This is a genomic window from Microbacterium sp. LWH13-1.2 (genome assembly GCF_038397735.1).
Lineage (GTDB): Bacteria > Actinomycetota > Actinomycetes > Actinomycetales > Microbacteriaceae > Microbacterium.
In genome coordinates this window covers 1340195-1363158 of sequence record NZ_CP151635.1, presented here as the reverse complement: position 1 = coordinate 1363158, position 22964 = coordinate 1340195, and the positions used below count along the sequence as shown (strand labels likewise).

General features: G+C 67.0%; 18 protein-coding genes and 1 tRNA gene. 15 read left to right on the top strand and 4 right to left on the bottom strand.

Annotated elements, in window-relative coordinates; genetic code table 11:
- Positions 1-4 precede the first annotated feature (4 nt).
- The 5 genes from lgt to MRBLWH13_RS06325 all read left to right on the top strand — a co-directional run bounded on the left by lgt (position 5) and on the right by MRBLWH13_RS06325 (position 9466).
- Positions 5-1033, top strand: coding sequence for a prolipoprotein diacylglyceryl transferase (gene lgt / locus MRBLWH13_RS06345; protein WP_341957421.1), 1029 nt, complete (start codon positions 5-7; stop codon positions 1031-1033).
- 135 nt (positions 1034-1168) lie between these two features.
- Positions 1169-5692 carry a glutamate synthase large subunit gene (gene gltB / locus MRBLWH13_RS06340; protein WP_341958236.1) on the top strand — a complete coding sequence of 1508 codons (4524 nt, stop codon included), beginning with the start codon at positions 1169-1171 and terminating at the stop codon, positions 5690-5692.
- Positions 5685-7151: a glutamate synthase subunit beta gene (locus MRBLWH13_RS06335; RefSeq protein ID WP_341957420.1), complete on the top strand. Its 1467-nt coding sequence runs from the start codon at positions 5685-5687 to the stop codon at positions 7149-7151. Before gltB ends, MRBLWH13_RS06335 begins: the two co-directional genes overlap by 8 nt.
- Before the next feature lie 55 nt (positions 7152-7206).
- Positions 7207-8658 carry a pyruvate kinase gene (gene pyk / locus MRBLWH13_RS06330; RefSeq protein WP_056509930.1) on the top strand — a complete coding sequence of 484 codons (1452 nt, stop codon included), beginning with the start codon at positions 7207-7209 and terminating at the stop codon, positions 8656-8658.
- Between the two features lie 148 nt (positions 8659-8806).
- Positions 8807-9466: an alpha/beta hydrolase gene (locus MRBLWH13_RS06325; protein ID WP_341957419.1), complete on the top strand. Its 660-nt coding sequence runs from the start codon at positions 8807-8809 to the stop codon at positions 9464-9466.
- A 6-nt stretch (positions 9467-9472) separates the two neighbouring features.
- Here MRBLWH13_RS06325 and MRBLWH13_RS06320 read toward each other — a convergent pair whose 3' ends face one another.
- Positions 9473-10726 carry an alpha/beta fold hydrolase gene (locus tag MRBLWH13_RS06320; protein WP_341957418.1) on the bottom strand — a complete coding sequence of 418 codons (1254 nt, stop codon included), beginning with the start codon at positions 10724-10726 and terminating at the stop codon, positions 9473-9475.
- Positions 10727-10842: 116 nt separating this feature from the next.
- Here MRBLWH13_RS06320 and MRBLWH13_RS06315 point away from each other — a divergent pair, with 116 nt between their 5' ends.
- Positions 10843-11328 carry a hypothetical protein gene (locus MRBLWH13_RS06315; protein ID WP_341957417.1) on the top strand — a complete coding sequence of 162 codons (486 nt, stop codon included), beginning with the start codon at positions 10843-10845 and terminating at the stop codon, positions 11326-11328.
- A 64-nt stretch (positions 11329-11392) separates the two neighbouring features.
- On the opposite strand, the gene MRBLWH13_RS06310 is transcribed toward MRBLWH13_RS06315, so the two are convergent.
- Positions 11393-11475: transfer RNA gene (locus tag MRBLWH13_RS06310), tRNA-Leu, on the bottom strand.
- A gap of 100 nt (positions 11476-11575) precedes the next feature.
- Here MRBLWH13_RS06310 and MRBLWH13_RS06305 point away from each other — a divergent pair.
- On the top strand, positions 11576-12196 hold the full coding sequence (locus tag MRBLWH13_RS06305) for a response regulator (protein ID WP_042536652.1): 621 nt from the start codon (positions 11576-11578) through the stop codon (positions 12194-12196).
- Between the two features lie 3 nt (positions 12197-12199).
- Entirely contained in the window at positions 12200-12763 is a 564-nt protein-coding gene (locus tag MRBLWH13_RS06300) for a GNAT family N-acetyltransferase (RefSeq protein WP_341957416.1), read from the top strand.
- Here the strand turns inward: MRBLWH13_RS06300 and MRBLWH13_RS06295 are convergent.
- The gene (locus MRBLWH13_RS06295; RefSeq protein WP_341957415.1) at positions 12738-13166 is read right to left on the bottom strand and encodes a hotdog fold thioesterase; all 429 of its coding nucleotides are present in this window, start codon (positions 13164-13166) and stop codon (positions 12738-12740) included. The two genes, MRBLWH13_RS06300 and MRBLWH13_RS06295, sit on opposite strands and share 26 nt — an antisense overlap.
- A 45-nt stretch (positions 13167-13211) precedes the next feature.
- Between MRBLWH13_RS06295 and polA the strand changes: the two genes are divergently transcribed.
- From polA to MRBLWH13_RS06260, 7 genes are all read left to right on the top strand, one after another.
- Positions 13212-15845: a DNA polymerase I gene (gene polA, locus MRBLWH13_RS06290; RefSeq protein ID WP_341957414.1), complete on the top strand. Its 2634-nt coding sequence runs from the start codon at positions 13212-13214 to the stop codon at positions 15843-15845.
- A 61-nt stretch (positions 15846-15906) separates the two neighbouring features.
- Positions 15907-17583 carry a DUF885 domain-containing protein gene (locus tag MRBLWH13_RS06285; RefSeq protein ID WP_341957413.1) on the top strand — a complete coding sequence of 559 codons (1677 nt, stop codon included), beginning with the start codon at positions 15907-15909 and terminating at the stop codon, positions 17581-17583.
- A gap of 53 nt (positions 17584-17636) precedes the next feature.
- The gene (locus MRBLWH13_RS06280) at positions 17637-18671 is read left to right on the top strand and encodes an LLM class flavin-dependent oxidoreductase (protein WP_341957412.1); all 1035 of its coding nucleotides are present in this window, start codon (positions 17637-17639) and stop codon (positions 18669-18671) included.
- Between the two features lie 47 nt (positions 18672-18718).
- Positions 18719-20071, top strand: coding sequence for an MFS transporter (locus MRBLWH13_RS06275; protein ID WP_341957411.1), 1353 nt, complete (start codon positions 18719-18721; stop codon positions 20069-20071).
- A gap of 47 nt (positions 20072-20118) precedes the next feature.
- Entirely contained in the window at positions 20119-20868 is a 750-nt protein-coding gene (locus MRBLWH13_RS06270) for an SGNH/GDSL hydrolase family protein (protein ID WP_341958235.1), read from the top strand.
- Positions 20865-21620, top strand: coding sequence for an SUMF1/EgtB/PvdO family nonheme iron enzyme (locus MRBLWH13_RS06265; RefSeq protein WP_341957410.1), 756 nt, complete (start codon positions 20865-20867; stop codon positions 21618-21620). The genes MRBLWH13_RS06270 and MRBLWH13_RS06265 overlap by 4 nt, the downstream gene beginning before the upstream one ends.
- A 91-nt stretch (positions 21621-21711) precedes the next feature.
- Positions 21712-22524, top strand: a complete 813-nt coding sequence (locus tag MRBLWH13_RS06260; protein ID WP_341957409.1) for an arginase family protein — start codon at positions 21712-21714, stop codon at positions 22522-22524.
- A 12-nt stretch (positions 22525-22536) separates the two neighbouring features.
- Here the strand turns inward: MRBLWH13_RS06260 and MRBLWH13_RS06255 are convergent, their stop codons facing one another.
- Positions 22537-22962: a GNAT family N-acetyltransferase gene (locus MRBLWH13_RS06255; protein ID WP_341957408.1), complete on the bottom strand. Its 426-nt coding sequence runs from the start codon at positions 22960-22962 to the stop codon at positions 22537-22539.
- Positions 22963-22964 lie beyond the last annotated feature (2 nt).

The following is a 22964-nucleotide window of genomic DNA, read 5'->3' as shown; positions in this document are numbered from 1 at the left end:
ACTCATGTCCCTCGCGCTCCACAGCACCTTCAGCGGCGTGCTCGCCAGCATCCCGAGTCCCTCGGTCTCCTACATCGACCTCGGCCCGCTCCGGATCCATTTCTACGCGCTCTGCATCATCGCCGGCATCATCGCCGCCGTGCTGCTGACCAATCACCGCCTCACCAAGCGCGGGGCAGAGCCGTGGGTCGTGATCGACATCTCGATCCTCGCCGTTCCGATCGCGATCATCGGCGCCCGCATCTTCCACGTGCTCACTCACCCGAACTTCTACTTCGGCGAGGGCAAGAACACCTGGAACCCGTTCGAGCCGGGCTCCGTCTGGGCCATCTGGGAGGGTGGCATCGCCATCTTCGGCGCCCTCATCGGCGGCGCCATCGGCGCGTACCTGGGCTGCCGCTGGACCGGCATCCGCTTCTGGACCTTCGCCGACGCACTCGCACCCGGCCTCCTGCTCGCACAGGCCATGGGTCGGTTCGGCAACTGGTTCAACAACGAGCTCTACGGCCTTCCGACCGACCTGCCATGGGGTCTTGAGATCCCCGCCGACAACTCGGCGTTCCCCCCGGGCCTTCCCGAGGGCACGCTGTTCCACCCGACCTTCCTCTACGAAGTGATCTGGAACGTCCTCGGCGTCATCGTGCTCCTCTGGCTCAGCCGCAAGGCGACCGCGTTCCAGTGGGGAAAGCTCTTCGCGATCTACCTCATCTGGTACAGCGCCGGCCGTGTCGTGTGGGAGTCGATCCGCATCGATCCGAGCGAGATCATCCTGGGGCTCCGCAGCAACGTCTGGGCTGCGATCATCGGCATCGTGGTGGGTCTCGCGATCCTGGTGGTGCAGTCCCGCCGTCACCCCGGACTCGAGCCTTCGCCGTACCAGCCCGGTCGCGGCCGGAAGGACCTGGACGCTGATGTAGAATCGCAGGACAATACCTCCGATTTCGTGGACGTGAGTGAGCCTCCGTCCGAAGAAGTCGCCGCAGGAGCCAGCGCCACAAGCACCGCTCCCACGGACACGGAAGGCGCTCGATAGCCGACCGGTCCGTGCGGACCCCATCGCATCCACCCGGCCAATGACGTCCCCGGGTCATCTGAAGTTCTGAGGACGGTACTGGTGTATTTTCAGCCTCCCTACGGCGCCTCCGGCGCTTACCCGCCGAAGCAGGGCATGTACAACCCGGCGTTCGAGAAGGACGCCTGCGGCCTGGCCATGGTCGCGACCCTGCGTGGCGAAGCGGGCCACGACATCATCGCGCTGGCGCTCGAAGCGCTGCGCAACCTCGAGCACCGCGGTGCGATCGGCTCCGACGCCGGCACCGGAGACGGTGCGGGCATCCTGACGCAGATGCCCGACGCATTCCTGCGAGCAGTCACTGATTTCGAGCTGCCCCCGGTCGGCGAATACGCCGCGGGTCTGGCATTCCTCCCGCGTGACTCCAGCGAACGCCGCCAGCAGAAGGCCGGCATCGAGAAGATCGCCCGCGCCGAGGGCCTGCGCGTCCTCGGCTGGCGCGAGGTGCCCACGGTCAACGACAACCTCGGAAAGCTCGCCGACGAGGCGCGCCCCGCGTTCGAGCAGCTCTTCGTGAGCGCTGGGGGAGCGACGCACTCGCAGGCCCCTCTGACGGGGATCGCCCTCGACCGCGTCGCCTACCGTCTGCGCAAGCGCGCAGGGCACGAGCTCGGCGCCTATTTCGTATCGCTGTCGGCCCGCACCCTCGGGTATAAGGGCATGGTCACGACCCTGCAGCTCGAGCCGTTCTACCCCGACCTGCAGGACGAGCGCTTCATGTCCGAGCTCGCGGTCGTGCACTCGCGCTACTCGACCAACACGTTCCCGTCGTGGCCGCTCGCGCAGCCGCTGCGCATGCTCGCGCACAACGGCGAGATCAACACGGTCGGCGGGAACCGCAACTGGATGCGCGCACGCCAGTCTCAGCTCGAGTCCGAGCTGCTCGGCGATGTCGCGCCCCTGCTGCCGATCTGCACCGATGGAGCCAGCGACTCGGCGTCCTTCGACGAGGTGCTCGAGCTGCTGACCCTCACAGGACGCAGCCTGCCGCACGCCATCATGATGATGGTCCCCGAGGCCTACGAGAAGCAGTCCGACATCTCGCCGGAGCTGCGCTCGTTCTACGAGTACCACTCGAACCAGATGGAGCCGTGGGACGGCCCCGCAGCCCTCATCTTCACCGACGGCACGGTCGTCGGGGCTACCCTCGACCGCAACGGTCTGCGCCCGGGGCGCTGGACCGAGACGACCGACGGACTGATCGTGATCGGCTCCGAGACCGGTGTTCTCACGTTCGAGCCCGAGCGCATCAAGCGCCGCGGGCGTCTGCAGCCCGGCAAGATGTTCCTCGTCGACACGTCGCAGAAGCGCATCATCGAGGACGAGGAGATCAAGCACGATCTCGCGACCATGCACCCCTGGCAGGAGTGGCTGGATGCCGGATCCGTGCGTCTCGCCGATCTCCCTGAGCGAGAGCACATCGTGCACCCGCCAGCATCGATCACCCGTCGTCAGCGCACCTTCGGCTACACCGAGGAAGAGGTGCGGATCCTCCTGACTCCGATGGGGCAGACCGGAGTAGAGCCCCTGGGTGCCATGGGATCGGACACCCCGATCGCGGTTCTGAGCAAGCGCCCGCGCCTGCTCTTCGACTACTTCACTCAGCAGTTCGCGCAGGTCACCAACCCGCCGCTGGACTCGATCCGCGAAGAGGTCGTCACCAGTCTGAAGCTCGGCCTCGGCCCCGAGAGCAACCTGCTCAGCTGGGGACCGGACCACACCCGCACAGTGTCACTCGATTTCCCGGTGATCGACAACGACGAGCTGGCGAAGATCCGCCATATCGACAAGGCGCTGCCGGATCGCTCGAGCGTGACGATCAGGGGCCTCTATCACTTCGACGCGGGGTCCAACACGCTCGAGAAGCGTCTGACCGAGATGTGCGACGAGGTCGACGAGGCCATCGAGCAGGGCGCCGAGTTCATCATCCTGTCCGACCGCGACTCGAACAAGGATCTGACCCCGATCCCGTCGCTGCTCATGGTTTCGGCAGTGCATCACCACCTGATCCGTCGTGAGAACCGCATGAAGGTCGGTCTGATCGTCGAGGCCGGCGACGTCCGCGAGGTCCACCACGTCGCGACGCTCATCGGCTACGGCGCATCGGCGGTCAACCCGTATCTCGCGATGGAGACGGTCGAGCACCTCGTGCGCACCGGCTACATCACGGGTATCAGCCCCGAGAAGGCCGTGCGCAACCTGATCTACGCGCTCGGCAAGGGCGTGCTCAAGATCATGTCGAAGATGGGCATCTCCACGGTGTCTTCCTACGCCGGTGCTCAGGTGTTCGAAGCCGTCGGTCTGAGCGAGGAGTTCATCGACCGCTACTTCACTCGCACGGAGTCGAAGCTCGGCGGAATCGGCATCCAAGAGATCTTCATCGAGAACCAGGCGCGTCATGACTACGCCTATCCCGAAGACGAGGCTGCTCGTGCCCACGAGCGTCTCTGGACCGGTGGCGAGTACCAGTGGCGTCGTGACGGCTCGCCGCACCTCTTCAACCCCGAGACGGTGTTCAAGCTGCAGCACGCCACGCGTGAGCGCCGCTTCGACATCTTCCGCGAGTACACGAAGCTCGTCGACGACCAGGCCGCCGAGCTCAAGACGCTGCGAGGACTGTTCACGCTGCGTACCGGGACCCGCAAGCCGGTGCCGCTCGACGAGGTCGAGCCCGTGTCCGCGATCGTCAAGCGCTTCTCCACCGGGGCCATGAGCTACGGCTCGATCTCGAAAGAGGCTCACGAGACTCTCGCGATCGCGATGAACCGGCTCGGCGGCAAGTCGAACACCGGTGAGGGCGGCGAAGACACCGACCGTCTGCTCGACCCCGAACGTCGCAGCGCGATCAAGCAGGTCGCCTCAGGACGCTTCGGTGTCACGAGCCTGTACCTCACCGAGGCCGACGACATCCAGATCAAGCTCGCCCAGGGCGCCAAGCCCGGCGAGGGCGGTCAGCTGCCTCCGCAGAAGGTCTACCCCTGGGTCGCCCGCACGCGCGGCGGAACGCCGGGCGTCGGCCTCATCTCACCGCCGCCGCATCACGACATCTACTCGATCGAAGACCTGAAGCAGCTCATCTTCGACCTGAAGCGGGCGAACCCCGAGGCGCGCATCCACACCAAGCTCGTCAGCCAGTCGGGCATCGGAGCAGTCTCCGCGGGTGTCGCCAAGGCGCTCAGCGACGTCATCCTCGTCTCGGGTCACGACGGAGGCACGGGTGCGAGCCCGATGAACTCGCTCAAGCACGCGGGAACCCCGTGGGAGCTCGGCCTCGCCGAGACGCAGCAGACACTCATGCTCAACGGCATGCGCGACCGCGTGGTGGTGCAGGTCGACGGTCAGTTGAAGACGGGCCGCGACGTGATCATCGGCGCGCTGCTCGGCGCGGAGGAGTTCGGTTTCGCGACGGCACCGCTCGTCGTCAGCGGCTGCATCATGATGCGCGTCTGCCACCTCGACACGTGCCCCGTGGGCGTCGCCACCCAGAACCCGGTTCTTCGTGAGCGCTTCACGGGTAAGCCGGAGTTCGTGGTGAACTTCATGGAGTTCATCGCTGAAGAGGTGCGCGAGCTGCTCGCAGAGCTCGGGTTCCGCTCGATCGACGAGATCGTCGGACGCGCAGAGCTGATCGAGGCGAACGCCGCACTGGAGCACTGGAAGGCCGAGGGTCTCGACCTGAGCCCGGTGCTCGAGGGACCGGCGTTCCCCGCGAGCGAGCCGCGTCGCAACCGCCGTGCTCAGGACCACGAGCTCGAGAAGCACTTCGACGTGCAGCTGATCGACATCGCGAAGTCCGCTCTTCTCAACGGCGAACCCGTGGTCGTCGAACTGCCGATCGCCAACACCGAGCGTGCGGTGGGAACGATGCTGGGCCACCAGGTCACCTCGCGTCACGGTGCGGCGGGGCTTCCCAGCGGCACTATCGACGTCACCCTGCACGGCACCGCCGGTCAGTCGCTCGGCGCGTTCCTGCCCTCGGGCATCGTGCTGCGCCTCGAGGGCGATGCCAACGACTACGTCGGCAAGGGACTCTCCGGTGGTGACATCACGATCCGTCCCGCACGGGGCTCCGCCATCGAGCCGCACGAGAACGTGATCGCCGGCAATGTGATCGGCTACGGCGCGACAGCGGGAACGATGTTCCTGTCAGGTGTCGTCGGCGAGCGGTTCCTCGTGAGGAACTCGGGCGCGACCGCGGTCGTCGAGGGCGTGGGAGATCACGCGCTCGAGTACATGACCGGCGGCGTCGCGGTGATCCTCGGCTCGACGGGTCGCAACCTCGGAGCCGGCATGTCGGGGGGAGTGGCCTACATCCACTCGCTCGACACGGGCAAGGTGAACGCACAGTCGCTCGGCAGCGGCGAGCTCCGGCTCGAGCCGCTCGACCGCGCCGATCTCGAGGTGCTGCGCAGCCTGATCGTCGCACACGTGGAGAAGACGGCATCGCCGCTCGGATCCGACATCCTGGCGCGGTTCGATGAGACCGCCGGCCAGTTCACGAAGGTGCTTCCGCGGGACTACGCCGCAGTGCGCAGCATGCGCGAGGAAGCAGTCGCCGAGGGCATCGACCCCGACGGCGACATCGTCTGGAACCGCATCCTGGAGGTGACCGGTGGCTGACCCCAAAGGCTTTCTGAAGACCACGGAGCGTGAGCTCCCCAAGCGTCGCCCCGTGCCGGTGCGCATCATGGACTGGAAAGAGGTCTACGAAGCGGGCGATCAGGCGGTGCTCAAGCGCCAGGCCGGTCGATGCATGGACTGCGGTGTGCCGTTCTGCCACCAGGGCTGCCCGCTCGGCAATCTGATCCCCGAGTGGAACGACCTGACCTGGCGCGGAGAGGGACGAGCGGCGATCGATCGTCTGCACGCCACGAACAACTTCCCGGAGTTCACCGGCCGTCTGTGCCCCGCCCCGTGCGAGAGCTCGTGCGTGCTCGGCATCAACCAGCCCGCGGTCACGATCAAGCAGATCGAGGTCTCGATCATCGACGAGGCCTTCGCCAAGGGCTGGGTCGAGCCGCAACCTCCTGCTCGACTGACCGGCAAGACGGTCGCCGTCGTCGGCTCAGGGCCCGCAGGTCTCGCAGCCGCTCAGCAGCTGACCCGTGCGGGCCACACGGTCGCGGTCTTCGAGCGCGACGACCGCATCGGCGGGCTGCTGCGCTACGGGATCCCGGACTTCAAGATGGAGAAGGGGCAGCTGGAATCGCGCCTTCGCCAGATGCAGGAGGAAGGCACGCGCTTCCGCGCGGGTGTCGAGATCGGCAAGGACATCTCCTGGGCCGATCTGCGGGCGCGCTACGACGCGATCGTGATCGCCACCGGATCGACTGTCCCGCGGGATCTGTCCATCCCCGGACGCGACCTCGACGGCGTGCACTTCGCGATGGAGTACCTCGTCGAGTCCAACCACGCGGTGGCCGGTGACAAGGTTCCCGAGCAGATCACGGCCGAGGGCAAGCACGTCATCGTCATCGGCGGCGGCGACACCGGAGCCGACTGCATCGGCACCGCGCACCGGCAGGGTGCACTGAGCGTGACCAACCTCGCGATCGGCAAGCAGCCGGGAACCGAGCGTCCGGGACACCAGCCCTGGCCGATGATGCCGACCCTCTTCGAAGTCGGATCGGCCCATGAAGAGGGCGGTGAGCGGGTCTTCCTCGCGTCCACGGTCGAGTTCCTCTCGAACGACGTCGGCGAGGTCCGTGCTCTGCGCGTCGCCGAGACCGAGTACATCGACGGCCGGCGTGTGCCCAAGAGCGGCACCGAGCGCGAGATCCCCGCTGACCTCGTGCTCATCGCGATGGGCTTCACCGGCCCGGAGCAGGACGGCTACACCGAGGACACGCTTCCGCAGCTGACCGATCGCGGCGCCTTCCGCCGCGACGACAGCTACGAGTCCACTGTTCCCGGCGTCTTCGTGGCCGGTGACGCGGGCCGCGGGCAGTCGCTCATCGTCTGGGCGATCGCCGAAGGCCGTGCGGCCGCCGCGAACGTCGACCGGTTCCTCATGGGAACCACCGTGCTGCCCGAGCCGGTGCGTCCGCATGAAGTCGCTATCGGCCTCCAGCCCGCGTAGGCTGAGCCGCGGCACCGTCGCCTGATTTCCATCCCCCACTACCCTGGAGCAATCTTTGAGACGCGCGAAAATCGTCGCCACCCTGGGCCCCGCCACATCCACGTATGAGACCGTACGTGCACTCATCGACGCCGGCGTGGACGTCGCCCGTCTGAACCTCAGCCACGGTGACTACTCCGTGCACGAGAACAACTACGCCAACGTGCGTCGGGCAGCCGACGACGCGGGCCGCGCTGTCGCCATCCTCGTCGACCTGCAGGGACCGAAGATCCGCCTCGGTAAGTTCGAGGCAGGCCCCTACGAGCTCGCCAAGGGCGACATCTTCAAGATCACGACCGAAGACATCATCGGCAACAAGGACATCTGCGGCACGACCTTCAAGGGCCTGCCCCAGGACGTCAAGCCGGGCGACTTCCTGCTGATCGACGACGGCAAGGTCCGCGTCGAGGTCGTCGAGACCGACGGCGTCACCGTCACCACGCGCGTCATCGTCGCCGGAGCCGTGTCCAACAACAAGGGCATCAACCTTCCCGGTGTCGCCGTCAATGTTCCCGCGCTGAGCGAGAAGGACGAGGACGACCTCCGCTGGGGCCTGCGCATCGGCGCCGACCTCATCGCCCTGTCGTTCGTCCGCAACGCGGAAGACGTCAGCCGCGTGCACGAGATCATGGCCGAGGAGGGCGTCAAGGTCCCTGTCATCGCCAAGGTCGAGAAGCCGCAGGCCGTCGATGCGCTCGAAGAGATCGTCGACGCGTTCGACGCGATCATGGTCGCCCGAGGCGACCTCGGTGTCGAGCTCCCGCTCGAGGCCGTGCCGATCGTGCAGAAGCGCGCCGTCGAGCTGGCACGTCGCATGGCGAAGCCGGTCATCGTGGCGACGCAGATGCTCGAGTCGATGATCAACAGCCCCGTGCCCACCCGCGCCGAGACCTCGGACGTCGCGAACGCGGTGCTCGACGGCGCCGATGCCGTGATGCTCTCGGGCGAGACCAGCGTGGGCGATTATCCTGTCGTCGTCGTCGAGACCATGGCCCGCATCATCGAGTCGACCGAGGAGCACGGACTGGAGCGCATCGCGCCTCTGACGACCAAGCCCCGCACGCAGGGTGGAGCGATCACCCTCGCAGCCCTCGAGGTCGCCGAGTTCGTGGAGGCCAAGTACCTCTGCGTCTTCACCCAGTCGGGAGATTCGGCGCGTCGCCTCTCGCGTCTGCGTTCGCGCATCCCGATGATCGCGTTCACTCCCGAGCCGAACATCCGTCGCCGCATGGCGCTGACGTGGGGCATCCAGTCGAACCTCGTCGACATGGTCCAGCACACCGACCTGATGTACCTGCAGGTCGATGACTACCTGCTCTCGAGCGGTCTCGCCGTCGAGGGAGACAAGGTCGTCGTCATCTCCGGTTCCCCTCCCGGAATCGTGGGTTCGACCAATGACATCCGCGTGCACAAGGTCGGAGACGCCGTGAACGGCGCGGCTCCGATCTACAAGGAAGCCACGGTCTGACCGGATATCGCAGCGAAGGGGCGGAACGATTGTTCCGCCCCTTCCTCGTACCCCGGGGCGGCACCGCACCGAGCGTCGCCTCGGGCGTATCGTCGAGCGGGACGCACCCGCGTCGGCGAGAGTGGCAGGGGAGTGGATCATCTTTCTCGTGAAGAGGGCTGGCTGGTGGATCGCCGATTACGCCTATGCCGTCTATTGGCAGTTCCGGGCGGCGTTCGATCGACAGGATGCAGACGACTTCGCGAGCGGTGACGCTGCACCGCTTCTCATCCTTCCGGGGGTCTACGAGACCTGGAGGTTCATGCAGCCGCTGATCACTGCACTGCATGACCGCGGTCATCCCGTCCACGTCCTCGACGGTCTCGAACGCAATCAGCGGCCCGTGCACGACGCCGCGCGGGTCGTGGAGGAGTTCCTCGAGACGAACCGGATGACCGATGTGATCCTGGTCGCGCACAGCAAGGGCGGGCTTGCGGGAAAGCTCGCGATGGCCGGTGTCTCCGGAGGCCGCATCCGCGCGATGCTCGCGGTCGCGACGCCGTTCGGCGGATCCCGCTATGCGCGGCTCCTCCCGGTCCGCTCGCTGTGGGCGTTCTCGCCCTCGGACCCGTCGATCGTGGAGCTCGCGAAACATCTCGAGGTGAACGAGAGGATCGTGTCGGTGTACGCCGCCTTCGACCCGCACATCCCCGAGGGGAGCGAGCTGGTCGGTGCACGCAAGAACGTGCGCATCGAGACCGGAGGGCACTTCCGCATCCTCGCGGATCCCCGCGTCCTCGCCGAGGTCGCCGCCCTCTCCGAGGGCTGATCCGGACTAGGGGCAGTCGCTCGTCGGAGCGGCGCCCGACGTCACCTCTGAGAGCCAGATCAGCATCTCGGGCAGCGCCGCGTATGCGGCGAGGCCGTGGTCGACGTCCGGATACCGATGAAAACTGACATCGACCTCCTGCGAGCAGAGGAGCGTCACGTAGTCAGCCGTCGCCGCCGGCTTCACGAGTTCGTCTGCCAGCCCCTGCCCGACGAACACGGGAACCGTGATGGGTGTGGAGCCCGCGCTGTTCTCCTCGAGCAGAGCCTTCCAGGGTTCGGTCGTGGACGGGTCGCTCGTCACGTAGCCGCCGACGAGCGGATCGGCTATCGCGTGGATCTCCTTGTTCTCGGAGAGCAGGCAGAGCGCCGCCATGTCGGGGGTTGCTGCGGCCCCCGCCGGGGTGAGGATCTCCGCGAGCTCGTCGGCGGAGTACCTGTCCGAGTACGCCGCCTGGTAAGCGGGGATCGCGTAGGAGGCGATCGTGACACCGGAGACGTCCACGATGTCATCGCTCATCAGCTCGGTGAGGTCGGCGGCGGGAGCGGCGACGGCCACTCCGAGGAGCGTCAGCTCCGGCGCGTAGTCCGCAGCACGCTCGGCTGCGAACAGCACCGCCTGCCCGCCCTGCGAGTGTCCCCAGAGCAGGAACTGCGCGCCGATCTGCGCATCCTCGATCGTCCGTGCGGCGCGCACCGCATCGAGGACGCTGTTCGACTCGGGGATGCCGAGCAGATAGGACGATGCGCTCTGCACGCCGAGACCGGGATAATCGGTGGCGACCACCGCGTATCCCTCGAGAAGGAGCTCGTGGACGCCCTCGATCAACTGGAAAGGATCGATGCCGAGCGACGGCGCGCACTTCTGCGCTGCCCCTGTCGTGGGGTGTCCCCAGGAGACGACGGTCCGTCCCTGCGCAGGAGCCGGCGTATCGGGGACGATCACGACAGCGGACACCGGGATATCCGTTCCGGACAGGTCACGGGAGTGATAGATCATGCGCCAGGCGGTCGAGCCGAGCGGAGCGCTGGCGATCGGCTCGACGCGGATGATCTCTCCGGGATCACCGGCGGGAAGTGGATCCGGAACACGGTAGAACGCGGGATCGGTCTGTAGATCGGCCTCGCCCTCGACGTGTCGCCGGATGGCGTCGACGGCGAAGACGCCGGCGATCAGGGCGACGACGAGCAGAGCGATGAGGAACCCACGGCGCCGATTCCTCGTGCGGTTCCAGATGTCGGTGGATCGGCGCGAGAGCATGGGATCTGTCTAGCGCATCATTCCGGCGTGCGACAGGTGCAGGATCGGCGCCCGGGCGGCTACTCTGGTCGAGGTGCTGCCGTGGCCGACACGTCGTCGCCCGACCTATGGATGACGTGACTCTCGAACCCGACACGCACGAGCGCCCCGACAGCGCCCGGCTCACCCTCGGGGTCCCCGAAAGCGATCTCGCGATCGCATCCGCTGATTCGGACGTCGAACCACTCCCGGCCATGAAGCCGGGAAGCATCGGCGTCCGCTATCGCCTCAAGCGCCGGTTCCGTTCCTGCGATGCGTTCGCCTGCGTGCCGACGTACCTTGCGCAGACGCGGAGAGGCGACACCGTGCTCGGCGCGGACGGTGAGCGCATCCACGGCGGACGCGCGTACGGCCCCGTGCTGATCGACGGCGCTGCGGTCGAGGCGTCGAACGAGAACCTCGACGCGCTCATCCAGAGCCTCGTCCCCGCCGATGTCATCCAGGCCGACAGCCCTGCATCCGCGGAGCACGAACTGCTCCGGGCGATGCGTCCTTCTCTGGAACGGTACCTGCTCATCGACGGAGAGATCTGGATCCGAGTCGCATCCGCATCGGGGGAGTGAACGACCCGACATGCGGACCGGACCGAGGGGTCGGTGCCGCGTAGAGGTTCGATCACGTCGTATGTGCCGGCGGTGGGACTCGAACCCACACGCCCTTTCGGACAAAGCATTTTGAGTGCTCCGCGTCTGCCATTCCGCCACGCCGGCTCGTGTATCGCGTCTTCGACTGTAGCGCAGAGCGCGCACGATCACGGGCGCGCGCCGCGCCCATCGGGACCTCGGAGACCGACTCCACTAGGATGGACCTGTGACCGAGCAAGAACAGGCAGCTGAGCAGCCCACGTCATCCGCACCCCGACGCGTCGTCGTCGCCGAGGACGAGTCGCTGATCCGTCTCGACATCGTCGAGATCCTCCGCGACAACGGCTTCGATGTGGTCGGAGAGGCCGGTGACGGTGAGACCGCCGTCGCACTCGCGACCGAGCTGCGCCCCGACCTCGTCATCATGGATGTCAAGATGCCGCAGCTCGATGGCATCAGTGCCGCCGAGAAGCTGCACAAGGGCAACATCGCCCCCGTCGTGCTCCTCACGGCCTTCAGCCAGAAAGAGCTCGTCGAGCGCGCGAGCGAAGCCGGAGCACTGGCCTACGTCGTCAAGCCCTTCACCCCGAACGACCTGCTGCCGGCGATCGAGATCGCTCTCGCACGCCACGAGCAGATCATCACGCTCGAGGCCGAGGTCGCCGACATGGTCGAGCGCTTCGAGACCCGCAAGCTCGTCGACCGGGCGAAGGGTCTGCTCAACGAGAAGATGGGCCTTTCTGAGCCCGAGGCGTTCCGCTGGATCCAGAAGGCGTCGATGGACCGCCGTCTCACGATGCAGGACGTCGCGAAGGCGATCATCGAGCAGCTCGCGCCGAAGAAGTAGTCTGTGTTTCCGCTCGACGCGGAGCACGTTCTGCGGCCGGTCAAGACTGGCGACGGCTCTGCGCTGGCGCGGGCATACTCCGCCAATCAGGAGCATCTCGCACCCTGGGAACCGCTCAGGGAGCCGGAATTCTTCACGCCGGAATGGCAGGAGTTCCACGCCGAGCAGTGCGTGATCGAGGCCGACGCCGGTCGGAACATCCGCTTCGTGATCGAGTCTTCCGACGGCGAGATCCGTGGACGGATCAACGTCAACAACATCGTCCGCGGTGCATTCTGGAGCGCGGATCTGGGCTACTGGATCGACAGGACGCGACTTCGTCGCGGACTCGCCTCCCGTGGCGTTCGACACGTCGCGGCCTATGCGAGGGACGAGGTTCGGCTGCACCGACTGCAGGCGGCGACGCTGCTGCACAACACCGGATCGCAGCATGTCCTCGCGGACACCGGCTTCAAGCGCATCGGCATCGCACCCCAGTACCTGCGCATCGCGGGGGAGTGGCAGGACCACCTGCTGTTCCAGCTGCTGCTCGATGAGCCGCTCAGTGCGCCCCGGGAGCGTCCTTGATCATGTTGGTGATGCGGATCGTCGAGCACCGGCGCCCCTGATCGTCGGAGACGACGATCTCGTGCACCGTGATGCTGCGTCCCAGATGCACGGGTGTGCAGACCCCCGTCACGATGCCGGACCTGGCGGAGCGCGTGTGGGTGGCGTTGATGTCCACTCCGACCGCGAGCCGGCCGGGGCCCGCGTGCAGGTTCGCGGCCATCGAGCCGAGCGACTCGCCGAGAACCACGTAGGCACCGCCGTGCATGAGGCCCACGGGCTGCGTGTTGCCCTCGACAGGGAGTGTCGCGACACAGCGCTCGGTGGTGAATTCGAGGAACTCCATGCCCATCTTCTGGGCGAGCGCGCCCATCCCGCGGGCGGTCGCCCAGTCGAGTCCTGCACTCGTCGCGGTCTCGGTCATGGATCCTCCTCAGCGGGTGTCTGTCGTCCTCGTTAGGCTGACAGGGTGACGGACTCCGCAAAGCCTACCCTCATGGTCGTCGACGGCCATTCGCTCGCCTATCGTGCCTTCTTCGCTCTTCCGGTGGAGAACTTCACCACGAAGGACAACCAGCACACGAACGCCATCTACGGCTTCCTGTCGATGCTGGTGAACCTCATCAAGGCGGAGCAGCCGACCCACATGGCGATCGCATTCGACACCTCGCGCCATTCCTTCCGCACCGATCAGTACCCCGAATACAAGGCGACCCGGTCGGAGTCGCCCCAGGAATTCCGTGGCCAGATCCCCCTGCTGCAGGACTGCCTCGCCGCGATGTCGATCCCGGTGCTCACGAAAGAGGGCTTCGAGGCCGACGACATCCTCGCCACCCTGTCGACCCAGGGTGCTGAGCAGGGCTACGACGTCCTCGTCGTCTCCGGAGACCGGGACACGATCCAGCTCGTCACCGATGATGTGACGCTGCTCTACCCCTCGGTGCAGGGAGTCTCGCAGCTCAAGCGCTACGACCCGGTGACCGTGCAGGAGCGCTACGGAGTGCGCCCCGAGCAGTACCCCGACATCGCCGCCCTCGTGGGCGAGACCAGCGACAACCTGCCCGGGGTGCCCAAGGTCGGCGAGAAGACCGCCGTCAAGTGGCTCACGCAGTTCGGTTCCCTCGACGATCTGCTCGAGCGAGCCGAGGAGATCAAGGGCGTGGTGGGAGGAAACCTCCGCGACCACATCGACGACGTGCGACGCAACCGTCGGCTCAACCGACTGCTGACGGATGTCGAGTTGCCCGTCGCTCCCGACGACCTGGCGGTGGCGCCTATCGACGCTCAAGCGGTCCGCGACATCTTCGCCCGTCTCGAGTTCCGCACGCTCCTGCCACGCGTCTTCGAGGCCGTCGGAGCCGGCGAGGTCGCCGACGATCCGGCCGCCGCAGTCGTACTGCCGGAGCCCGCTCAGGTCACTCCCGCCGAGTTCGTCACGTGGGCGGACGCCCAGACAGGCGATGTCTCGGTGCGGTTCCTGGTGCAGGGCGGGGTTCCGACGCGATTGGGGGCCGCGACCGAGAAGGAGCTCCGGGAACTCGACTGGACAGATGACGCCGTCGAGGTGCTGCGCCCGTGGTTCGAGTCGACGAGCCCGAAGGTGCTCCACGACGCCAAGCCCCAGGTCAAGGCGCTGCTGCGACAGGGAGTCCGCGTGCACGGACTCGCGTATGACACCAGCCTCGCCGGCTGGCTGCTGCGCCCGAGCTTCCCCGACAAGACGCTCGGCGACCTCGTCGAGAGGTACCTCGGCGAGAAGCTCCCCGAGGCGGACCCGTCCCAGCTGGTGCCCGAGACCGAAGGCGCCACTCCCTCGCAGGAGGCCTGGTTCGCTCTGCGTGTCGCCACCGCGCTGCGTGAGGACATCCCCGAGTCCGTGGCCACCGTGCTGACCGACATCGAGCTTCCCACGCTGCTGACTCTCGCCGACATGGAGGTGGCCGGCGTCGCCGTGTCGCACGAGGTGCTCTCCACGTTCTCGGGCGAACTCGCCACGCGCGCCGAGGGGCTCGCGCAGGAGGCGTTCGGAATCGTCGGCCGCGAGTTCAATCTCGGCTCGCCGAAGCAGCTGCAGGAGGTGCTCTTCGATGACCTGCAGCTTCCGAAGACCCGCAAGACGAAGACGGGGTACTCGACGGATGCCGCGGTGCTGGCCGATCTGCAGGAGTCGCACCCGCATCCGTTCCTGGGACTCCTGCTCCAGCACCGCGAGGCCACGAAGCTGCGGCAGATCATCGAGTCACTCGACACGGCGATCGGCGCCGACGACCGCGTGCACACCACCTACGTGCAGACGGGCAGCCAGACCGGCCGACTCTCGAGCACCGATCCGAACCTCCAGAACATCCCTGTGCGCACGGAGGAATCGCGCCGCATCCGCAGTGCGTTCCAGGTCGGGGAAGGCTACGAGTCGCTGCTCACCGCGGACTACTCGCAGATCGAGATGCGCATCATGGCGCACCTCTCCGGAGACGAAGGCCTCATCGAGGCGTTCAACAGCGGCGAGGACCTGCACCGGTTCGTCGGGGCGCGCGTGTTCGGTGTAGAACCCGGCGATGTGACCGCGGCCATGCGCACCAAGGTCAAGGCGATGTCGTACGGGCTCGTCTACGGCCTCTCGGCATTCGGCCTGTCGAAGCAGCTCCGCATCGAGCAGTCCGAGGCGAAGCAGCTGATGGTCGAGTACTTCGCGCGGTTCGGTGCGGTGCGCGACTACCTCCGTGCGTCGGTGTTGAAGGCCAAGGAGGTCGGGTACACCGAGACGATCTTCGGACGCCGCCGTCCGTTCCCCGACCTCGCGAGCCCGAACCGCGTGCTGCGGGAGAACGCCGAGCGAGCAGCGCTCAACGCACCGATTCAGGGAAGCGCCGCGGACATCATGAAGATCGCCCTCCTGCACATCCATGAGGATCTGCGCACCGAGGGCCTCAGCTCACGCGCCCTTCTGCAGATCCACGACGAGCTCGTGGTCGAGGTGGCTCCGGGGGAGTGGGATGCGACCGAGCGGATCGTCCGCGCCCGCATGGGCGATGCGGCCGATCTCACAGTGCCGCTCGACGTGCAGGTAGGACGAGGACACGACTGGAACGAGGCCGCGCACTGACCCTCGGCGACGCGCACCAGACCGATATCCTGCGTCGAGGGTGCAGGGCTACGCTGGAGGGATGACCTCATCACCCCGCATCCCGTCTGCCATCGACAAAGTCGCCGATGAGTGGGTCGACACCATCGCGGTGCTCGCTCCGACGCTCGGCACCTACATCGGTCGGGACGAGGTCAACGATCGCTTCGGCGACTTGAGCCCCGCCGGTCACGAAGAGATCGCTTCAGTCACCCGTGCGACGCTCGCGAAGCTCGACGCCCTCGAACCGGTCGACGCGATCGACGAGGTGACCAAGACCGACCTCTCGGCTGAACTCAGCCTCGATCTCGAGCTGCATGACGCGAAGTGGCACCTGCGAGACCTCAATGTGATCGCCTCGGCGGCGCAGGACGTCCGCTCGGCGTTCGACCTGATGCCCACCGCGACCGCAGATGACTGGTCGGTCATCGCCACGCGACTCGCTGCGGTGCCCGATGCGCTCCGCGGCTACACCGAGACGCTGCGGGCCGGTATCGCCGCCGGCGTCACGCCCGCGCGTCGTCAGGTCGTCGAGGTCGCCACTCAGATCGATCGCTACACGGCCGACGACGGATTCTTCGCCGCCTTCGTCGCGGACGCCGCCCCACAGGAGGGCAACCTCCCGGCATCCCTCGCCCGCACCCTGGCCGACAACTCGGCAGCGGCGCGCGTGGCCTACGACGAGCTGCGGAGTTTCCTCGCGGAGGAGCTCGCTCCTGCCGCGACCGAGGTCGACGCCGTGGGCCGCGAGCTCTACGCCCTGAACTCGCGCCGCTTCCTCGGCGCGACGATCGATCTCGACGAGACCTACGAGTGGGGACGCGAGGAACTCGCGCGCATGGTCGCGGAACAGACCGCGATCGCGAACGAGATCCTTCCCGGGTCCACGGTCGAGGAGGCCGTCGCCCACCTCGAGGCAGATCCTGCCCGCAAGCTCGTGGGCACAGAAGCGCTGCAGCGCTGGATGCAGGAGACGAGCGACCGGGCGGTCGCCGAGCTCGGCGCCACGCACTTCGACATCCCCGAGGCCATCCGAACGCTCGAGTGCATGATCGCCCCGACCCAGGAGGGTGGCATTTACTACACGGGACCGACAGACGACTTCTCGCGCCCCGGCCGCATGTGGTGGTCCGTCCCGGAGGGTGTCACCGAGTTCGACACATGGCGCGAGCTCACGACCGTCTATCACGAGGGCGTTCCGGGCCATCACCTGCAGATCGCCCAGGCGGTCTACAACCGCGCCGAACTCAACTCGTGGCGCCGCCTGCTCGCCGGCACCTCCGGCCACGCCGAGGGCTGGGCCCTGTACGCCGAGCGTCTGATGCAGCAGCTGGGCTATCTCGACGATCCGGCGGATCGACTCGGCATGCTCGACGGGCAGCGGATGCGCGCGGCACGCGTCGTGCTCGACATCGGTGTGCACCTCGGCAAGCCCCGTCTCGACGGTGAGGGCGCCTGGGATGCGGACTACGCGCTCGACTTCATGCGCAAGAACGTGAACATGTCCGACCAGTTCGTGCAGTTCGAGGTGAACCGCTACCTCGGCTGGCCAGGACAGGCGCCGTCGTACAAGGTCGGACAGCGCATCTGGGAGCAGGTGCGCGATGCCTATCAGACGGAACGCGGAGCGGACTTCGACGTGAAGGAGTTCCACAAGCGGGCTCTCGACATGGGCGGTGTCGGCCTCGACACGCTTCGCACAGCTCTTCTCGCACGGTGAGGGAATGTGCCCAACCCGACCGGTGTTCATTCAGTTGAATAGAAAGGGCTGACATGAGCATCGAGTTCGGGCTGGACACCTTCGGGGATATCACGAGGGGCGCGGACGGCGAGCTCCTCACAGGAGCACAGACGATCCGCAACATCGTCGAGCAGGCGGAGATGGCCGACAGCGTCGGCGTCGACTTCTTCGGAGTGGGGGAGCACCACCGCACCGAGTTCGCCGTCTCGGCTCCCGAGATGGTTCTGGCCACCATCGCCGGCCGCACGAAGGACATCCGTCTCGGTACCGCGGTGACCGTGCTGTCGTCCGACGATCCGGTGCGCGTTTTCGAGCGCTTCTCGACCCTCGACGCGCTCTCGAACGGACGGGCCGAGGTGGTTCTCGGGCGTGGATCGTTCATCGAGTCGTTCCCCCTGTTCGGCTACGACCTCCGCGACTACGATGCTCTGTTCGAGCAGAAGCTCGAGTTGTTCGTCGAGCTGCTCAAGGAGGAGCCGGTGACGTGGTCGGGAACCATGCGCGCCTCACTCGAGAATGCGAACGTGTTCCCCAAGAGCGAGAACGGTCTGCGCACCTGGGTCGGCGTGGGCGGCAGCCCGGAGTCTGTCGTGCGCGTCGCCAGGCACGGACTCGGTCTGATGCTCGCGATCATCGGAGGTCCCGCGGGTCGGTTCCGGCAGTTCGTCGACCTCTACCATCGGTCCGTGGCGTCGTTCGGCACGGCCTCTCACCCGATCGCCGTGCACTCGCCGGGGCACATCGCCGACTCGGACGACGAGGCATGGGAAGCCGCGTACTCCGGCTTCGAAGCGATGAACAACACCATCGGACGCGAGCGCGGGTGGCCTCCCTACAGCCGAGCACGGTTCCAGAACGACATCGGGCCGGCCGGCGCGCTGTACGTCGGCTCGCCTGATCGCGTCGCCGCGAAGATCGCCGACACGGTCACGACACTGGGCCTCGGCCGTTTCGACATGAAGTACGCCACGGGAACGCTGTCGCACGAGTCGATGATGCGCAGCATCGAGCTCTACGGCTCCGAGGTCATCCCGCGCGTGCGCAGATTGCTCGCCGACCGCGACTGACTGACCCACGGGCTCGGCGGCCTGGTGCGCGCCCCTACGATGTAGGCATGGCCAACACCGCGCTGCCGAGCCGGGCATCGATCGCCGGTCGCCTCGACGACCTCCCGTTCACGCGTCGCCATCTGCGACTCCTCACCGGATCCGGTGTCGGCTGGGCGCTGGACGCGATGGATGTCGGCCTCATCTCGTTCATCCTCGCCGCCCTCACCCAGCAGTGGGGACTCACGAAGACGGATGCCGGATGGATCGCATCCGTCGGGTTCATCGGCATGGCGCTCGGTGCGACCCTCGGCGGCCTCCTCGCCGACCGGCTGGGGCGACGCCAGGTCTTCGCGCTCACGCTCCTGATCTACGGAATCGCCACGGGCGCGAGTGCCCTCGTCGGCGGACTGGCCGCTCTCCTCGCGCTGCGATTCCTCGTCGGTCTCGGACTCGGCGCGGAGCTCCCCGTGGCCTCGACATACGTGAGCGAGTTCGCTCCGGCGCGGATCCGCGGTCGACTCATCGTGATCCTCGAGGCGTTCTGGGCCCTGGGGTGGACAGCAGCGGCGCTGATCGGCTTCTTCGTGATCCCCGCATCCGTCGACGGATGGCGCTGGGCCTTCGCGCTCGGCGCGATCCCCGCCGTCTATGCGCTGGTCGTTCGCTGGGGTCTGCCGGAGTCCCCGCGATGGCTCGCATCCCGCGGGCGCATCGCCGAGGCCGACCGCATCGTCTCGACGTTCGAGGCGGATGCGGGCGTCGAACCGGGACCCGCCATCAGACGAGAGCCGGTCTCGCGTGCGATCGCGATCACGACGAGAGCACGCCTCATGACGCTCTGGAATGCGGAGTTCCGCATCCGCACGCTGTGCCTGTGGATCGTCTGGCTCTGTGTGAACTTCGCGTACTACGGCGCGTTCATCTGGATTCCCAGCATCCTGGTCGACGCAGGATTCGATCTCGTCCGTTCATTCGGATTCACGCTCATCATCACGCTCGCGCAACTGCCCGGTTACGCCGTGGCCGCCTGGCTGATCGAGGTGTGGGGACGCCGCACGACCCTCTCGGTGTTCCTCGTCGGGTCCGCCGTCTCGGCCGTCTTCTTCGGCACATCGACCACCGAGGCCGCGATCATCGCCTCTGGCATGGCGCTCTCGTTCTTCAACCTCGGCGCGTGGGGCGCACTGTATGCCGTGACCCCTGAGGTCTACCCGACGTCGCTCCGCGGCACGGGTGCGGGCTGGGCGGCGGGTGTGGGCCGTATCGCATCGATCGTCGCTCCTCTCGCCGTCCCCGTCATCCTCGTCGCCGGAGGGGCGCCCGTGCTCTTCGTGGTGTTCAGTGCCTGTTTCGTGGCCGCGGCCGCCGCCGCGTGGGGTCTGGTCGACCGCGGGGGAGTCGCACTCGACGACCGCTGATGAGGCCGCCTGTCGGTGGACGGGAATAGGCTGTCGAGGTGACAGACGTGCGCTACGTGGCCATCGGCGATTCCTTCACCGAGGGAGTGGGTGATGTGCTGCCGGACGGGCGAGAGCGCGGCTGGGCCGACCTGGTCGCCCAGGGGTGGGCTGACGCGGCAGGACACCCGATCAGCTACGCGAACCTCGCTATCCGCGGAAAGCTCGCGTGGCCCATCGTCGAGCAGCAGCTCGAGCCGGCACTGGCGCTGCGGCCCACACACCTCTCCTTCAACGGCGGCGGCAACGACATGCTGCGTCCGCGCACCGACCTCGAGCACATCGCGGACGCGTTCAGCCGAGTGCTCCGACGCTGTGACGAGGAAGGCGTGACGCTGATCCTGCTGTCGGGTGCGAATCCGAGCGGTCAGCTGCCGATGGGGTCGCTCGTGCAGCGCCGCGGCGACCAGCTCTCCGATGCCGTGCTCCGCAGGGTCGAGGGGCGCGATGACGTGGTGCGAGCGCTCAACTGGCCCGACAGGGAGCTCGCCGGCGCGAAGTACTGGTCGGAAGACCGCCTGCATATGAACGCGGCCGGCCATCATCGAGTCGCCGCTCGCGTTCTGCACGGCCTGGGCTTCGAACCGCCGTCGACCTGGTGGTCGCCGACGTCGCTCACCGCGGGCGGACCCGCGGGTCTCGCCTACTACCGGGAGTTCGTCGGCCCCTGGGTCAGGCGACGCGTCACTCGTACGTCGTCCGGTGACGGCCGAGCCGCGAAATACCCGGAATGGGTCGAGAGAGCACCTCAGAAGTGACCGACATCGAGATGCGCCGCATCAGCGGTGGGACGGTGACGCTGCACGACGCGCGTCGCAAGGTCGAGCGCACCGTGGATGTCGAGGATTTCGAGATCGGCGTGTTCCCGATCACCGAAGAGCAGTTCGCCGAGGTGCTGCCGATCCCTTCGAGACATCCCCGTCGACCGGCCGCAGATCTGAGCTGGCTTCGCGCGGTGCATTTCTGCAACGCGGCATCGGAATGGGAGGGGCTCGATCCGGTATATCGCTTTGACGGCGAAGACGTCTCCTGGGATGTCACAGGTGATGGCTATCGGCTTCCCACCGAGTCGGAATGGGAGTACGCCTGCCGGGCCGGTTCGAGCGGGCCGCACTATGCTCCGCTGGCAGACTCGGCATGGACGAACGCAGACGGGGTCTCGACACCGCAGGACGTGGGTGGCAAGCTGCCCAACCTCCATGGGCTGTTCGACACTCTCGGCAACGTGTGGGAGTGGTGCTGGGATCTGCTCGATCCCGCGCGTTACGACGACTACCGCGTGTTCCGCGGAGGAGGTTTCGCTGACGACTCATGGAGCGTCCGTGCATCCGTGCGACGCGGGGGAGCCCCGCGAATGCATCACGAGGACGTCGGACTCCGCGTGGCCCGCGGCGCCTTCGACACCCCTGGACAGGCGCAGGGGTGGTCAGATCGCGCCGACCGTGAACGAGCCGCGTTCGATGGCCCGGTGCCGTTCGGCTGGACACCGTTGCGACGTGCAGGGCGCTGATTCGACCGCGGCGAGCTGAACGCGTCGCGAACTCGACGCGCGCGTATGGCCTTGTTTTGCCGGGGCTCTGCGCGGGTGGAAAGCTGAGAGCATGACCTCCCGCTTCTCTCTCATCGTCTCCCAGGGCCGCGTGGCCGACCGCACGGACGGTGCGCTCGTCGGAGCCCGACGTGTCGGCGCCGCGCTTTCGGCTCTTCTCGGTGTAGAGCAGAAACTCGTCGGATCGCCGTCCCCGGCGATCACGGACGATTGGTCGGTCGCTCTGCCCCAGGCTGAGAGCACGCTGCTCGGGCTGCGAGATGCTGTGCGGGACGCACTCGATGCCGGTTCGATCCCTCTCCTCGCGACCAACACGTGCGCCGCAAGCCTCGGCACACTCCCGACGGTGGCCGAACGGCATCCGGATGCCGTCGTGCTCTGGATCGACGCGCACGGCGACTTCAACACACCGGCGACGACCGACTCCGGCTACCTCGGTGGCATGGTGGTCGCCGCGGCATGTGGGCTGTGGGAGAGCGGGCACGGCGCAGGACTCGATCCTGCACAGGTCATCGTAGTCGGAGGCCGCGACATCGACATCGCAGAGGGCGAGCTGCTCGCCGCCGCAGGCGTCACCGTGCTCGCCCCGTCGGAGAGCACGCCTGATCGGGTGGCGGAGCTCGTCGCCGGTCGCCCCGTCTGGATCCATGTGGACTGGGACGTTCTCGAACCCGGCTACGTGCCGGCTGCCTATCGCGTCTCCGAGGGTCTGCTGCCGCACCAGATCGCGTCGATCTTCGCTGCCCTGCCCACCGACTCCGTGAGGGGAGTGGAGTTCGCCGAATTCGAAGCCGGCGATCCCGAGGTCCCGGAGCGAGTGAGCATCGAGCTCATCCTCGAGACCTTCCAGCACCTCGCGCGTTGAGGCGGAGCGGCCTCAGTCGCGCGGCATCTGCTTGATCATGTATCGGTTCGGTCCCGGAGACTCGGCGAACCCGTACTGCGCGTACAGGCCGTCGGCCGTGCTCGTGGCGAGAACGATACGCTTCACCGTCGACGTGTCCTGCAGGTTCTGGATGACACCCTCGACGATCATCCGCCCGAGGCCCTTGCCCCGAGACGATGCATCCACGAACACGTCGCACAGCCACGCGAACGTCACCCCGTCGGTGACGACTCGGGCGTATGCGACCTGCTGGCCGTCGGAATCGCGAACCGAGTAGTTCCTCGACGCGTCGATCGCAGCATCCTGGGTCTCTCTGGTCCGCCCCTGAGCCCAATAGGACTCGACGCTGAGCCACTGGTGCACCAGGTCGCGGTCGATGAGAGACGGGTCGGCGGAGAAGGTGAATGCTGCGGGCATGA

Bases quoted from the DNA above. Each gene is read 5' to 3' on its own strand.
- MRBLWH13_RS06255 (WP_341957408.1), bottom strand. From the start codon at position 22,962: ATGCCCGCAGCATTCACCTTCTCCGCCGACCCGTCTCTCATCGACCGC.
- MRBLWH13_RS06260 (WP_341957409.1), top strand. From the start codon at position 21,712: ATGACCTCCCGCTTCTCTCTCATCGTCTCCCAGGGCCGCGTGGCCGAC.
- MRBLWH13_RS06320 (WP_341957418.1), bottom strand. From the start codon at position 10,726: ATGCTCTCGCGCCGATCCACCGACATCTGGAACCGCACGAGGAATCGG.
- MRBLWH13_RS06280 (WP_341957412.1), top strand. From the start codon at position 17,637: ATGAGCATCGAGTTCGGGCTGGACACCTTCGGGGATATCACGAGGGGC.
- lgt (WP_341957421.1), top strand. From the start codon at position 5: ATGTCCCTCGCGCTCCACAGCACCTTCAGCGGCGTGCTCGCCAGCATC.
- gltB (WP_341958236.1), top strand. From the start codon at position 1,169: ATGTACAACCCGGCGTTCGAGAAGGACGCCTGCGGCCTGGCCATGGTC.
- MRBLWH13_RS06295 (WP_341957415.1), bottom strand. From the start codon at position 13,166: ATGACCGAGACCGCGACGAGTGCAGGACTCGACTGGGCGACCGCCCGC.
- MRBLWH13_RS06275 (WP_341957411.1), top strand. From the start codon at position 18,719: ATGGCCAACACCGCGCTGCCGAGCCGGGCATCGATCGCCGGTCGCCTC.
- MRBLWH13_RS06285 (WP_341957413.1), top strand. From the start codon at position 15,907: ATGACCTCATCACCCCGCATCCCGTCTGCCATCGACAAAGTCGCCGAT.